Raw genomic sequence first — 13,734 nt, 5'->3', positions numbered from 1 at the left:
GCGTGGACGGATTAAAAGCTGTGCTGCCGGGGCCGTTGTGCAGCCCCGGCAGCGTGGACGCTGTTTAGTAGCGGTTGATGGCCGGGAGGCTCGGTGCGGTCTTGATGACCGAACCTGCGGTGGCTTCCCAGGCCTTCTTGTAAGAGCCGTCCTTTTCGAAGGACTCCAGCTGGTCGTTGATCCAGTTGCGGAACTCGGTGTCGCCCTTCTTCAGGCCGATGCCGTAAGGCTCCTTGGTGAAGGTTTCGTCGGAGGCCAGCTTGAAGGCGTCCGGTTCCTTGTCGACGAAGCCGGCGAGGATCACGTTGTCCGTGGTCACGGCTTCAACCTGCTTGTTGCGCAGCGGCTCGAGGCAGGCGGAGTAGGTGGCGGCCGGGACCAGTTCCGCGCCGTACTTGTCCACGATCGTGGCAGCAGGGGTGGAGCCCGTCACGGAGCAGACCTTCTTGCCCTTGACGTCCTCGGGCTTCTTGATGGTGTCGTTGTCCTTGTTCACCATGAGGGCCTGGCCGGCTTCGTAGTACGGGCCCGCGAAGTCGACAACCTGCTTGCGCTTGTCGCTGATGGTGTAGGTGGCGATGACCAGGTCCACCTTGCCCTGCTCAATGAAGGGTTCGCGGTTGGCCGAGACGGTCTCCGACCATTCGATCTTGTCGGCGGGGATGCCCAGCTTGGCGGCGATCAGCTTGCCCATTTCAACGTCGAAACCGACGGGCTTGCCGTCCAGGCCCACCTGGCCGAACAGCGGCTGGTCGAACTTGGTGCCGATCTTGATGGTGCCGGCGGAGGCCAGCTTCTCCATGGTGGTTCCGGCAGCGAAGGACGGCTTCTCGACCGGGCTCGGGTTGCTGGACCCGCCGGAGTCGCCGCCGCCGCAGGCGCTGAGGGACAGGGCGAGGGCAGCGGTAGCCGCCACGACGAAGGACTTCCGCCGGGACATAAATGTCTTCATGACATTCCTTTCATTGATGGCCGTGGGTTTTCCGGCCTGGATGCGAACTGAAGTGTGTTTGTTCGGTTGAGTCAGTGCGTGAGCAGCTTGGACAGGAAGTCCTTGGCGCGGTCACTCTTCGGGTTGGTGAAGAATTCCTCCGGGGTGGCATCCTCAACGATTTGGCCGTCAGCCATGAAAACCACGCGGTCCGCCGCCTTGCGGGCAAAGCCCATCTCGTGCGTGACCACGATCATGGTCATGCCTTCCTTGGCGAGCTGGACCATGACGTCCAGCACTTCGTTGATCATTTCGGGGTCCAGGGCGGAGGTTGGCTCGTCGAACAGCATGACCTTCGGCTTCATTGCCAAGGCGCGGGCAATCGCGACGCGCTGCTGCTGGCCGCCGGAGAGCTGGGCCGGGAGTTTGGGGGCCTGGTGGCCCACGCCCACCCGTTCCAGGAGCGCCATGGCGTCCTTTTCAGCGGCCCCCTTGGAAACGCCCTTGACCTTGATAGGCCCCAGGGTCACGTTTTCAAGGATGGTTTTGTGTGCGAAGAGGTTGAACGACTGGAAGACCATTCCGACGTCGGCGCGGAGCTGGGCGAGCTCCTTGCCTTCCTCGGGGAGGACTTTCCCGTCGATGCTGATGGTTCCGCCCTCGATGGTCTCCAGGCGGTTGATGGCCCGGCAGAGGGTGGACTTACCGGAACCTGAGGGTCCGATGACCACAACAACCTCGCCCTTGCGGACCTGCAGGTTGATGTCCTTCAGAACGTGCAGCTGGCCGTAATGCTTGTTAACGGCGTTCAGGGAGACGAGAGCATCGCCGGGCACATGAGTAGTCATAGGAAAGAATCTAGCGAACAACCGGGGGTTATGACGCCAATCACCCCAACTTCGTGCTGATCGTGATTCAAGAGATACCTGCAGTTGGAGGTTAGCCTAGGGGAATGAGCATCAACGCAGATCCGGCCAAGAATTCCCAGCCGCGCCGTAAGGGGCCCCTTGAGCTGCGCCGCAAGCAGGCGGCAGTGGAAATGTCGGACCAGCACCTGCTTGATACCAAAGGCCCCGGCCAGTTCGTCCACACGGATCCCTGGCGCGTGCTGCGTATCCAGAGCGAGTTCGTGGAAGGCTTCGGGGCGCTCGCGGACATTGGAAAAGCGGTCAGCGTCTTCGGTTCAGCCCGCACCAAACCCGGCAGCATCTACTACGAGATGGGCGTGGAAGTGGGCCGCAAGCTCGCCGAGGCCGGAGTCGCCGTGATTACCGGTGGCGGCCCGGGCTCCATGGAGGCGGCCAACCGGGGAACGGTGGAAGGCAACGGGGTGTCAGTGGGCCTGGGCATCGAGCTGCCGTTCGAACAGGGCCTGAACCAGTGGGTGGACCTCGGCATCAACTTCCGCTACTTCTTCGCCCGCAAGACCATGTTCGTTAAATACGCCCAGGGCTTCATTGTGCTCCCCGGCGGACTGGGCACCCTGGACGAGCTGTTCGAGGCAATGGTCCTGGTGCAGACGCGGAAGGTGACGTCCTTCCCCATCGTGCTCCTTGGCGTCGACTTCTGGGGACCGATGATCGACTGGATCCGGGGCACGCTGGTGGCCGAGGGCATGGTTTCCGAAAAGGACCTGGACCTCATCCAACTGGTGGACGACCCCGCGGAAGCCGTGGACCGCGTCCTGCACGTCGCGGTGGCCCCAGCGATGACCGGCGAGCAGCGGCCGGAGTAGCCTGGCGCAACGGTTCCAGCCGGCGGGTCTGGCACGATGGAACCGTGAGCTTCTTCCTCGTTTTCCTCGCCGTCCTGCTGGTGGCGGCGGTCCTTTGGGCCGGCCTGGGCCGGCGTTCCCGCGCAACCGGCAACACCGGGCTGCCTGCACTCCTGGATGGCGGATTCGAGGAGCCGCCCGCGAACCTTCCGCCAGTGCTCCTTCCCGGGAACGCCGTTCCCGAGGACGTGACCCGGCTGCGTTTCTCGCTTGGCCTGCGCGGCTACCGGATGGACCAGGTGGACCAGGTCCTGGACGAGCTACGGGGCCAGCTGGCTGCAAAGGATGCGGAAATAGCCGAGCTTCGCGGCAGGCTGGAGGCCCCGGAGGATCCTGCGGAGCAGTCGTCCGACGCCGGATCCGTCACCGGTGATGAGGCAGGGGAAGAGCCGGGCACAGGAAGCGCCGGAGAGGCTGCCCTCCATGGCGGTTCCGCGCAGGTCCCTGAGGACGCAGCACCGGGGAAGGGTGGCCTGTGAGCACGGTGGCCCGCCGCAACCCGCTGGCATCGGCCGGCAACGCAGCCCACCGCGCGGCCTCCGCCGTCCGCAGTTGGCCGTCCTGGCTCCAGGTGATGGCCCTGTACGCGGCGGCGAGGCTGGTTTCCGCCTGCATCTTCATGGCCGCGGCCCTCCACCAGGGACCCAACCCCTGGTTCCCGCCAAAGCCGGACTACTGGAACTTCATCAACATCTGGGACGCGCGCTGGTACGGCCAGGTCATCGCCAACGGCTACCCGTCGGTCCTTCCCACGGACACTGCCGGCAACGTGCAGGAAAATACCTGGGCCTTCTACCCGCTCTTTCCGGCTCTGGCAGGCGGACTCAGTCGCCTCACCGGCCTCAACCCAGCAGCCTCGCTGACTCTGATCGCCATGCTGGCCGGCTGGGCCGCAGCGCTGGCGGTGTACCAACTGTTCCGGCAGAAGGCCGGCCATGCCACCGCCATGTGGGGGGTTGCGTTCTTCTCGGTCTTCCCCGTCTCCGCCGTCCTCCAGGTGCCCTACGCCGAACCCCTGTCGCTCCTGCTGCTCGCCTGGGCCCTGCTGCTGGTAGTGCGCCGGCAGTACCTGTGGGCCATGCCCGTGGTGGTCCTGCTGTGCCTGTCCCGGCCGGTGGGTGTCCCCTTTGCCGCCATGGTGGGCCTGCTCCTGGTCTTCCGCGCCGTCGCATTCGTCCGCGCCGGCCCGCAGCGCGGCAGCGATGACGCATCCCATTCCGGCCGGGACCTGGCGGCACTTACCGGGCTTACCGCCGTCGCAGGCGTCTCCGGCCTCGCCTGGCCCGCGGTGGCGTGGGCGGCCACGGGTGACCCGCAGGCCTATACCAAAACGGAGACGGTGTGGCGCGGCCAGGACCTGGTGCCTTTCAAACCGTGGTTCGACACCGGCGTCGAGCTATTTGGCCCGGTGGTGGGCGTCCTGGCCCCCGTGATGTTCGTGGCGCTGTTCGGCGCGATGCTGTTCCTTCCCCCGGTGGTGCGGCTCGGCGTCGAACTGAGGCTGTGGTGCGCCTGCTACATGGGCTACCTGCTGGCCTTCCTCCACCCGCAGACCAGCACCTTCAGGATGTTGCTGCCGCTGTTTCCACTGGCCCTGGGCGCGGTGTTCCTCTCCCGGTCGAGGGCGTACCGGGGGACCGTTGTGGTGATGTTCCTGCTGCTCCAGGTAGTGTGGATCGTCTGGCTGTGGGCGTGGGCGCCGCTGCCCGGCGGAGGGGATTATCCGCCGTAGCAATACATGCTTCTGCGCAGGTCAGGGCGGGAATAACACGCCCAGGAAAATGTCCATCGATTAGCTACGTGCGGGTAATTCCGCGATAATGATAGGTAAGCAAGGACAAAAGCATTCAGAAAACGCGCAGCCTTGGCGGTGGAGCCAACACCCCGCCATAGCCGCCTGATCGACATGCGGACACAGCCCGCCCGGGCTGATCAGTCCTGGGACAAAATGGAGGGGAATTCCTCATGGCGGCTATGAAACCACGCACCGGCGACGGCCCAATGGAAGTCACCAAGGAGGGCCGCAGCCTGATCATGCGCGTCCCGCTCGAAGGCGGCGGACGCCTGGTGGTCGAACTGAATGCTGCCGAAGCAGCCAATCTCAAGGAATGCCTGGTCGGCGTTACCGAATAAACGTGCCGGACAGGGTCCGCAGCCTGCGGGCTGCGGACCCTGTCCGTCTCTGGGGGATACCTATTTCTTGACGGCCACCAGCAGGCCGTCCCCGGTGGGAAGCATTGCCGACGCCAGCCTGTCGTCGTCGCGGATCGCCTTGCCCACCTGACGCAGGGTCACCGTGTTGGGCTCCCGGCCGGCGGGGTTGGCCACTTTGTCCTTGTCCAGGGCGTCGTTGATGACCAACAGCCCGGAACGCTTGAGCAGCCGGATGGCCTGTTCCACATAGCCGGGGAGGCCGGGCTTGTCCGCGTCGATGAACACCAGGTCGTAGGCCCCGTCCGTCAGCCGCGGCAGGACATCGCCGGCGCGGCCGGAAATGGTGCGCGTACGGTTGGCCGGGCTGCCGGCCTCGGCGAATGCCTCGCGGGCCGCCCTCAGGTGTTCGACGTCCACGTCGATGGTGGTCAGGACCGCGTGCGGGCTTAGGCCGCGCAGGAGGCACACGCCGGAGACGCCGGCGCCTGTGCCGATTTCCACGGCGGTCTGGGCTTTGGATGCAGCAGCCAGCACCGTGAGGACGGCGCCCACGCCGGGGCTGATGGCGCTGACGCCCAATTCAAACGACCGCTCCCGGGCCCGAAGCATAACCTCATCCTCAGCGGGCAGATCTTCTGCATAGGACCAGCTGCTGGACTTGTCGGCGCTCATGGATTTCGCTTTCTGGGCGTAAGGGGGGAATGTCTCCCCAAGCCTACTGTGTCCGGCCGGTCAGGCCGGGAAAGCACCCGTTGCGCCCAAGGCTGAAGTTTGCCTGCGGTCAGGAAATTCCCAGCCAAGTTTGACATGATTGGTATCCGCTCATCCAAAAGGTGACCGGCGCCGAATCAGAGATGTCAACAGTATCCGGGCGTTAGCATTCCACGAGGGGAGTGGACGATGTCATCTTCAGTTGTGGCACCTGTCCCTGCAGTCAACAATCCCGATGATGAGTGGGTCCGTCCCACCTGGGAAGAAGTGGTCACCAACCATTCCGCGAAGGTCTACCGGCTGGCCTACCGCCTGACCGGCAACAAGTTCGACGCCGAGGACCTCACCCAGGAAGTGTTCGTCCGCGTCTTCCGTTCCCTGGACAACTTCAAGCCGGGAACGCTCGACGGCTGGCTGCACCGCATCACCACCAACTTGTTCCTTGACCAGGCGCGCCGGAAGACCCGCATCCGTTTCGATGCCCTGGCGGAGGACGCAGAGTCCCGGCTGCCGGGCCGCGAGCCCGGTCCCGAGCAAAGCTTCGAACTGAACAACCTCGATCTTGATGTGCAGGCCGCGCTGGAGGAACTTCCGCCGGACTTCCGCGCTGCCGTGGTTTTGTGCGACCTCGAGGGGCTGTCCTACGACGAAGTCGCGGAGGCGCTGGGCGTCAAGCTGGGCACTGTCCGGTCCCGCATCCACCGGGGCAGGACGATGCTCCGGGAGAAGCTGGCCCACCGCGACCCGCGCCCCCAGCAGTCCCGCCGCAAGCTCAAGATGCCGCGCATCGCCGGCATCCTCTGAACGGCACATGAGGTCCCAGTTTCCTTTCGGTGGCAGGCATCAGCGCACGGGCAGCCACCTGGAGGCCTGCCAGGAGTGCGCTGCCACCGTTCGCCGGGAACGCCAGTACCTGGAGCGTCTGCGGGACGCTCCCGTACCGCCCGCCAGCGATGACCTGACCGCACGGCTGCTGGCGCGCACCTCAGAACTGGCCGCACAGCCGGCACCGTCCGTGGACCACAGCAGCACTTCCCGCCTGGCTGCCCGGGCCCTTGCGCTGACTGCCGGCGGGACAGTGGCCGCGGCCGGAGTGTTGGCCGTTGGGGCGTTCACGGCGGCTGGAGATCCCACGGCCGGCGGGGCGGTGGGCACGGAGGCGGCCTTTTCGCATGTCTCCTCGCAGACACCGGCGGACGGCAGGACGTTGACCGCGGCACAGCTCGCAACGCTGCGCTCCGAGGGCTGGGCCTGCCCTGAACTGCAGGCCATGGGATTCCACGTGGAATCGGCCAAGGCGCTGGTTGTTGACGGCCAGCCTGCGGTGCAGCTTTGGCTTACGGACGGCGCCAATCATGCCACCGTCACGGAACAGCATCCCGTCGCCGGGCAGGCGGCAGTAGAGGCTGCCGCTGCCGGAAGTGCGCCGGCGGAAGCCGACGGTGGGAAAACAGGCCCCTCGCAGGATTGGGCCACGTCACCAGGGGCCGCCACTTACCGCGCGGCAGGCCTCACCGTCACCTACCGCTCCGACCTGCCCGCCGCGCAGTCGAACCAAGCCCTGCCCATCCTCAAACGGCTTGTGGACAGTGCCGCAGAGGGGGTGGCGGCCGCTGTTCCGGACAGCTCAGAGGGGCAGGCGGCCGAGCCGCTGGAGGCACGGCTGGAGCGCGGGTTCGGCAAGATTGCGGCGCTGTTTACGCAGTGACCCGAACTGTTGCTCCGTCCGCCGGACGGGAATCGTCACTCGTGGCCCGGAAAGGGTAATCTTCCTAAAGTGTTTGGAATCAACGGCCCGGAGTTCATTCTTCTGCTGATCATTGGCGTGCTGGTGATCGGCCCCCAGCGGCTGCCTGAATATACCCAGAAGCTGGCGAACCTGGTCAAGGAAGTCCGCCGCATGGCCAACGGCGCGCGTGAGCAGATCAAGGAAGAAGTGGGCATCGATATCGACGATGTCGACTGGAAGAAATACGATCCGCGCCAGTACGATCCCCGACGCATCATCAAGGAAGCACTGCTCGACGACGACACCAAGCCTGTGAGCGCGGGCGCCCCGGCCGCCGTGGCTGCAGTTTCCGGCGCCGCGGCAGCAGCCGAGTCCGCTCCTGCGCGGCCCGAAAGGGTTGTGGAGAGGCTGGCCCCGGGCGAGATTGCCCCGTTCGACACCGAAGCCACCTAAGCCCGCCCGGCCACTTAGGCCTGCCTCGTCATCGGGGCTTACTGCTCAGCGGGGCTGCAGCCCCAGCTTCATCCCTGCCAGGCCGCGGGGTTTGGCCGCCAACTGCCCTGCAATGGCCGCCAGCGCCGCCGCTCCCGCCGAAGCCGGCTGGCCCAGGACGATCGGCACCCCAGAGTCCCCGCCTTCCCGCAACTGGATGTCCAAGGGTATCTGGCCCAGCAGCGGAACGTCGGCCCCTACCGTGGCGCTAAGGCGTTCCGTGAGGACCGCCCCGCCGCCGCTTCCGAACAGTTCCATCCGCCCGCCGTCGGGCATTTCAAGGTAGGACATGTTCTCGATGACGCCCGCGATCTTCTGCCCGGTCTGGGTGGCAATCGCACCTGCGCGTTCTGCGACGTCCGCCGCTGCCGCCTGGGGAGTGGTGACCACCAGGATTTCGGCCTTGGGCAGTAACTGGGCAACGGAGATGGCAATGTCACCCGTGCCCGGCGGAAGGTCCAGGAACAGGGCATCCAGGTCGCCAAAGTAAACGTCGGTGAGGAACTGTTCCAGGGCCCGGTGCAGCATGGGTCCGCGCCAGGCGACCGGTTTGTTGCCGCTGACGAACATGCCGATGGAAATCACCTTCACGCCATACGCAACGGGGGGAAGGATCATGTCGTCCACCTGGGTGGGTTTTTGCGTGACGCCCATCAGCGCAGGGACGGAGAATCCGTACACGTCCGCGTCCACGATGCCCACTCGGAGGCCCTGGGCGGCCAGGGCGCTGGCCAGGTTGACGGTGACGGAGGATTTGCCCACCCCGCCTTTGCCGCTGGCCACAGCGTAGACCTTGGTGAGCGAGCCGGGGTCATTGAACGGAATGCTGCGCTGCCCGCCCGCGCCGCGCAGCTTCTCCTTGAGGGCGTCGCGCTGCGCCTGGTCCATCACCTTAAGTTCGACGTCGACGGCGGTGACACCGGGAACGGCGAAAAGGGCCTTTTGGGAATCGGCGGTGATGGTGTCCCGCAGCGGGCAGCCGGCGATGGTAAGCAGGACCGCCACGGTGACCTTGCCGTCGTCGGACACCTGGACGGAATCCACCATGCCCAGCTCGGTGATGGGACGGCGCAGTTCGGGATCGATGACCGTGGCCAGTGCGTCGTTGACGGCCTGGTGCAGCGGGGCGGCGCTTGCTGTGGCGGGATCGATAGGGGCGCTCATAGGAGGAGCCTCGGCTTTCATGCAGTTGCGGGCCGCCGGATAGTGGACGGCCTGGCGGTCATTGGGCAGAGTGGCCGGGTTTGACCCGGGGGATCTGCTGGGTACGCGGGCTGCGCTGCCGGTCCCGTTGTTCGCGCAGTTTGTCCTTGACCTTGTCCCGCGGAGATTCGTGGGATCCCGGGCCGGTGTCGTCGTGGGTGCGCAGCTCCTCCTGGGCCTCGAGCAGGTCCTCAAGGAGGGAACGCAGTTCGGCCCGGACGTAGTCGCGGGTGGCTACCTCGCGCAGTGCGATCCGAAGGGAGGCAAGCTCCCGGGTGAGGTACTCGGTATCGGACAGGTTGCGTTCGGCGCGCTGGCGGTCCTGCTGCAGGGAGACGCGGTCACGGTCGTCCTGCCGGTTCTGCGCGAGCAGCAGCAGGGGTGCTGCGTAGGAGGCCTGCAGCGACAGCATTAGGGTCAGCAGGGTGAAACCAAGGTCCCGGGAGTCGAACTGCCAATCAACCGGCGCCCACGTGTTCCAGCCCAGCCAAAAGATGCAGAACACCGTCATATACACCAGGAACTGGGGCGTACCCATGAACCGGGCGAAGGCCTCGGTGGCGTGCCCGAACGCATCAGGGTCCGGGCGGAACGTCGGCAGGATCCGTTGCCTGCCGCTCAGGGGAGTGTCGAGGCTGCCTTTTGATTCCGCTTTGGCCAGGTTCCGCTGGTTGGGGTTCTTCGGAGCACTGATATCAGCCAATGCGGCCACCGAGCTTTCTTATCGGGGCTTCGCCATCATGGGCGCGCCAGTCGTCCGGCAACAAATGATCCAATACGTCATCAACAGTCACCGCCCCCACAAGCCGGCCGGCGTCGTTAATCACCGGGAGGGAGTTCAGGTTGTAGGTAGCCAGCGTCCGCGCCACTTCGCTGATGTGCGCCTGGTCGGACAGCGGCTCCAGGTTCTTGTCCACCAGGTTTCCCAGTGCCTCGAACGGCGGGAAACGCAGCAGCTGCTGGATGTGCACCACGCCCAGGAAGCGGCCGGTAGGCGTTTCCAGCGGCGGCCGGGCAATGAAGATCGACGACGCCAGGGCGGGGGAGAGCTCCTCGCGCCTGACGTGGGCCAAGGCTTCGGCGACGGTGGCTTCCGGGGGGAGGATCACCGGCACGGGGGTCATGAGGCCGCCGGCCGTGTCCTCGTCATATTCGAGCAGGCGGCGGACGTCCTCGGCGCCTTCGGGTTCCATCAGCTGCAGCAGTTCCTCGGCCTGGGCAGAGGGGAGCTCACCAAGGAGGTCGGCGGCGTCGTCCGGGTCCATCTCCTCCAGCACGTCGGCTGCGCGCTGGAGATCCAGTGCGGAGAGGATTTCCACCTGGTCGTCCTCCGGGAGCTCCTGGAGGACATCCGCCAGGCGTTCGTCCTGCAGTTCGCTGGCCACCTCGAAGCGGCGCTTGTCGCTCATCTCCTGGAGGGCCTCGGCGAAGTCGGCGGGTTTAAGGTCCTCGTGGTTGGCCACGAACTGGGTGGCGGCCTGCGGCTCGGTCTTCTGGCCTTGTTGGGCGTCTGCCCAGTCAATGATCAAGGTTTCGTTGCGGCGCAGCCGGCTCAGGGGCGACAGCGAATGCCCGCGCCGGACAAAGAGCTTGCTGACGAACCAGTCACGCGACCTGTGCTGGTCGATGGCGATGTCTTCGATGGTGGCGTCGCCGCTGCCGTCGCGGAGCGTGACGCGCCGGTCGAACATCTCAGCTACCACCAGAGTTTCCGCCCCGCGCTGTTCAAACCGGCGCAGGTTGACCAGGCCGGTGCAAATGACCTGGGTCTGGTCGATCGAGGTGATGCGGGTCATGGGCACGAAGACGCGCTTCTTGCCCGGAACTTCCACCACGATGCCCACCACGTGCGGGGCACCCTGGGTTCCCCGGGACAGCACAACAACATCGCGCAACCGGCCCAGCCGGTCGCCCAGCGGGTCGAAGACATCGAGGCCCAGAAGGCGCGCCACGAAGACGCGTGTAGGTGTTGTGCTCACCACTACAGGCTACCGAGTCTGCTCTCTTTTAGCTGAATTTACAGGCAGCACCCACCTTGATGGGCAAGAATGGGGTTATGTCGAACTTATTTGGTGCACCCAGGGCCGGCGCCCCGAACGGACCGGACGATGCCCGGGCTGTTCCCACCGGTGACACCGTTGGCTCCTACACCTCCTACCTCGACGCGCAAAAAGCCGTGGACTACCTGGCGGACCAGCAGTTCCCGGTCCAGATGGTCTCCATCGTGGGCAATGAGCTGAAGATGGTGGAGCGGGTGACCGGGCGGCTGAGCTACCCCCGGGTGGCACTTTCGGGGGCACTGAGCGGTATGTGGTTTGGCCTGTTCGTCGGCGTCATGCTGTCCTTCTTCGCGTCTTCCCCCGGATACTTTTCGATCATGACGTCGGTGTTGATGGGTGCCGCCTTCTTCATGCTCTTCGGCATCGTCACCTACGCCATGCAGCGCGGCAAGCGCGACTTCACGTCCACCAGCCAGGTGGTGGCAACGAACTATGACGTCATCGTGGCCCCCGAAGCAGCCCACGAGGCCCGGCGCCTGCTGCAGCAGCTGCCGATGTCCCGTTCCGACGCCGCCTCCAGCCATGGTCCGTACACGCAAAACGACTACTACAACCAGCCCCACCAGCAGCAGCATCCGCAGCAGCAGGGGCCCGCGCGTCCGGCCGGCTGGAATGACCCGTACGGCCAGCGGCCTGCAGGCCCTTCCCACGAGGGACCCGAGCACAGTGCCTCGGCCCAGGACGGACACGCGTATCCGCACGACGCCGGGCAGCAGGGCAACCAGCAGTATGGCGGCGGCCAGCAACAGCCCGTCCGTTCGGTCCGCTACCCGGACCTGCCGGACGGCCGTCCCCAGTACGGCGTCCGGCTCCCGCAGGGTCCCGCCGCGGACGCCGGGCAGCAAGGTCCGGGACATAGCCCGGAACATGGTGCGGAACAGCAGGAACACCATGGTGGAGCACATCGTGCGGAAGAACATTACGGATCCGACGGCGACCAGCACCGGGGCGAACACCGGCAGTAGCAGCCGGTAGGTTTACAGAGCCTGACAGCAGGACACACAAAGAGCGGGACCGCCGGAAAGAATCCGGCGGTCCCGCTCTTTGTTAATCGCTGGGGCGAATCAGGCTTCTTCGGTCCGGTAGATCCCGGCCATCCAGTCCTCCACGTCCTCTGCCTTGCGAGGCAGCGCTGCGCTGAGGTTGACGGGGCCCTCAGCAGTCATGAGGATGTCGTCCTCGATCCTGACGCCGATGCCGCGGTACTCCTCCGGGATCGCCAGGTCTTCCTTCTTGAAGTACAAGCCCGGCTCGATGGTGAACACCATGCCTTCGGTCAGGACGCCGTCGAGGTAGAGTTCCCGCTTGGCCTGCGCGCAGTCGTGGACGTCCAGTCCCAGGTGGTGGCTGGTGCCGTGCGGCATCCAGCGGCGGTGCTGCTGGCCTTCCGGGCTGATCGCTTCCGCAACAGTGACGGGCAGGATTCCCCACTCTGCCAGGCGCTCGGCCAGGACCGTGGTGGCCGCGGTGTGGATGTCGCGGAACTTGGTCCCCGGCTGGGCGGCGGCGAAGCCGGCATCGGCTGCATCGAGCACCGCCTGATAGACCTTGCGCTGGATGTCGCTGAAGGTGCCGCTGGCCGGAAGCGTCCGGGTGATGTCCGCGGTGTAGAGCGAGTCGGCCTCGACGCCGGCGTCCAGGAGCAGGAGTTCGCCGGCGTGGATGCGGCCGGTGTTGCGGGTCCAGTGCAGCACCGTGGCGTTGTTGCCGGAGGCCGCGATGGTGTCGTAGCCAAGCTCGTTACCCACCTCGCGGGCCCTGGCGAAGAACGCTCCCTCCACCACGCGTTCGCCGCGGGCGTGGGTGAGGGCGCGCGGCAAAGCCTTAACAACCTCTTCGAAGCCTTCCACGGTAGCGGACACCGCGATCTTCATCTGCTCAATTTCCCACTCGTCCTTCAGCAGGCGCAGTTCGGAGAGCGCCTCGCTGAGCTTTTCGTCCAGGGCATCCAGGACGCCCAGGTCCAGGTTCTCGGGGTCCCTGGCGGTGTTGTAGCGGGCGGTGTCCACCAGGGCGTCGATGTTCTCGTCGACCTTACGGACCAGGCGGATGGAAATGCCGCCGATTTCCGGGGCGCCCACATTTTTGGTGATGGCTGTTTCCAGCTGGTCGATGTGTGCGGTGGCCAGGCCCAGGCGGGCCTCGAACTCTTCGAGGGTGGGACGGGCCCCGATCCAGAACTCGCCCGAGCGGGAGTCCGCGTAGAACTGTTCCGTGTCCCTGCCGGCCAGCGGCCGGAAGTAGAGCGTGGCGCGGTGGTTCCCGCCGTCCTCGCCTGTTCCTTCTTCCACCGGTTCCAGGATCAGGACCGCGTCCGGCTCGTGGTCCAGGCCGAGTCCGGTCAAGTGCGCGAAGCCGGAGTGCGGGCGGAAACGGTAGTCGCAGTCATTGGACCGGACCTTCAACGGCCCCGCGGGGATGACTAGGCGTTCGCCCTTGAACAGGGCGGAGATCGCCTTGCGCCGGTTTGCGGCATAGGGGGCGACGGCGTCGAGTTGGGGAAGCTCCTGGCTGGACGGCGCCCAATTGCTGGCCATGAAGGCCTTGAAGGCGTTGGAACTGGGCCGCTGGGAGCGGTTGTTGACGCGCTCCTCCAACGGCTGGGAAGCAGAGTTTTGGGTGTTTTCGGCATCGTTCACGGCACAATCGTCTCACCAGCTTCCCGGCTAAGCGAACAGGC

The 13,734-nt window shown here is 65.7% G+C and carries 15 protein-coding genes; 8 read left to right on the top strand and 7 right to left on the bottom strand.

The window, feature by feature from the left end; genetic code table 11:
- Window positions 1-64: 64 nt before the first annotated feature.
- Window positions 65-952, bottom strand: a complete 888-nt coding sequence (locus tag JCQ34_RS12770) for a glutamate ABC transporter substrate-binding protein (protein ID WP_286398015.1) — start codon at window positions 950-952, stop codon at window positions 65-67.
- A gap of 71 nt (window positions 953-1,023) precedes the next feature.
- Window positions 1,024-1,779 carry an amino acid ABC transporter ATP-binding protein gene (locus JCQ34_RS12765; protein WP_175316462.1) on the bottom strand — a complete coding sequence of 252 codons (756 nt, stop codon included), beginning with the start codon at window positions 1,777-1,779 and terminating at the stop codon, window positions 1,024-1,026.
- A 104-nt stretch (window positions 1,780-1,883) separates the two neighbouring features.
- On the opposite strand from JCQ34_RS12765, the gene JCQ34_RS12760 reads away from it, so the two are divergent.
- The 4 genes from JCQ34_RS12760 (at window position 1,884) to JCQ34_RS12745 (ending at window position 4,838) form a co-directional block, all read left to right on the top strand.
- Window positions 1,884-2,666 (top strand): TIGR00730 family Rossman fold protein, encoded by a 783-nt coding sequence (locus JCQ34_RS12760; RefSeq protein ID WP_286398011.1) that lies wholly within the window; start codon window positions 1,884-1,886, stop codon window positions 2,664-2,666.
- Window positions 2,667-2,710: 44 nt separating this feature from the next.
- Entirely contained in the window at window positions 2,711-3,184 is a 474-nt protein-coding gene (locus JCQ34_RS12755; RefSeq protein ID WP_286398009.1) for a DivIVA domain-containing protein, read from the top strand.
- The gene (locus JCQ34_RS12750) at window positions 3,181-4,437 is read left to right on the top strand and encodes a hypothetical protein (protein WP_286398007.1); all 1,257 of its coding nucleotides are present in this window, start codon (window positions 3,181-3,183) and stop codon (window positions 4,435-4,437) included. Before JCQ34_RS12755 ends, JCQ34_RS12750 begins: the two co-directional genes overlap by 4 nt.
- Window positions 4,438-4,670: 233 nt before the next feature.
- Window positions 4,671-4,838, top strand: coding sequence for a DUF3117 domain-containing protein (locus JCQ34_RS12745; protein ID WP_009357720.1), 168 nt, complete (start codon window positions 4,671-4,673; stop codon window positions 4,836-4,838).
- A 60-nt stretch (window positions 4,839-4,898) separates the two neighbouring features.
- Here JCQ34_RS12745 and JCQ34_RS12740 read toward each other — a convergent pair whose 3' ends face one another.
- The gene (locus JCQ34_RS12740; protein WP_142133214.1) at window positions 4,899-5,531 is read right to left on the bottom strand and encodes an O-methyltransferase; all 633 of its coding nucleotides are present in this window, start codon (window positions 5,529-5,531) and stop codon (window positions 4,899-4,901) included.
- 228 nt (window positions 5,532-5,759) lie between these two features.
- On the opposite strand from JCQ34_RS12740, the gene sigE reads away from it, so the two are divergent.
- From sigE to JCQ34_RS12725, 3 genes are all read left to right on the top strand, one after another.
- The gene (sigE, locus tag JCQ34_RS12735; RefSeq protein ID WP_286398004.1) at window positions 5,760-6,374 is read left to right on the top strand and encodes an RNA polymerase sigma factor SigE; all 615 of its coding nucleotides are present in this window, start codon (window positions 5,760-5,762) and stop codon (window positions 6,372-6,374) included.
- A 7-nt stretch (window positions 6,375-6,381) separates the two neighbouring features.
- Window positions 6,382-7,278, top strand: a complete 897-nt coding sequence (locus JCQ34_RS12730) for an anti-sigma factor (RefSeq protein WP_286398002.1) — start codon at window positions 6,382-6,384, stop codon at window positions 7,276-7,278.
- Between the two features lie 69 nt (window positions 7,279-7,347).
- Window positions 7,348-7,752: a Sec-independent protein translocase TatB gene (locus JCQ34_RS12725; protein WP_286398000.1), complete on the top strand. Its 405-nt coding sequence runs from the start codon at window positions 7,348-7,350 to the stop codon at window positions 7,750-7,752.
- A gap of 45 nt (window positions 7,753-7,797) precedes the next feature.
- On the opposite strand, the gene JCQ34_RS12720 is transcribed toward JCQ34_RS12725, so the two are convergent.
- From JCQ34_RS12720 to JCQ34_RS12710, 3 genes are read right to left on the bottom strand one after another with little or no spacing between them, the layout of a single operon-like run.
- Complete coding sequence (locus JCQ34_RS12720) at window positions 7,798-8,955, bottom strand: Mrp/NBP35 family ATP-binding protein (RefSeq protein WP_286397999.1); 1,158 nt, start codon at window positions 8,953-8,955, stop codon at window positions 7,798-7,800.
- A gap of 58 nt (window positions 8,956-9,013) precedes the next feature.
- Window positions 9,014-9,706 (bottom strand): DUF1003 domain-containing protein, encoded by a 693-nt coding sequence (locus JCQ34_RS12715; RefSeq protein ID WP_286397998.1) that lies wholly within the window; start codon window positions 9,704-9,706, stop codon window positions 9,014-9,016.
- Window positions 9,690-10,973 (bottom strand): magnesium transporter MgtE N-terminal domain-containing protein, encoded by a 1,284-nt coding sequence (locus JCQ34_RS12710; protein WP_286397996.1) that lies wholly within the window; start codon window positions 10,971-10,973, stop codon window positions 9,690-9,692. Before JCQ34_RS12710 ends, JCQ34_RS12715 begins: the two co-directional genes overlap by 17 nt.
- Window positions 10,974-11,050: 77 nt before the next feature.
- Here JCQ34_RS12710 and JCQ34_RS12705 point away from each other — a divergent pair, with 77 nt between their 5' ends.
- Window positions 11,051-12,019 (top strand): general stress protein, encoded by a 969-nt coding sequence (locus JCQ34_RS12705; RefSeq protein ID WP_286397994.1) that lies wholly within the window; start codon window positions 11,051-11,053, stop codon window positions 12,017-12,019.
- Between the two features lie 99 nt (window positions 12,020-12,118).
- Here JCQ34_RS12705 and JCQ34_RS12700 read toward each other — a convergent pair whose 3' ends face one another.
- Window positions 12,119-13,693: an aminopeptidase P family protein gene (locus JCQ34_RS12700; RefSeq protein ID WP_286397992.1), complete on the bottom strand. Its 1,575-nt coding sequence runs from the start codon at window positions 13,691-13,693 to the stop codon at window positions 12,119-12,121.
- Window positions 13,694-13,734: the final 41 nt, after the last annotated feature.

The sequence above is a fragment of the Pseudarthrobacter defluvii genome, from assembly GCF_030323865.1.
In the GTDB taxonomy this organism is placed as follows: Bacteria; Actinomycetota; Actinomycetes; order Actinomycetales; family Micrococcaceae; genus Arthrobacter; species Arthrobacter sedimenti.
This window is presented reverse-complemented; position numbering and strand designations above follow the sequence as displayed.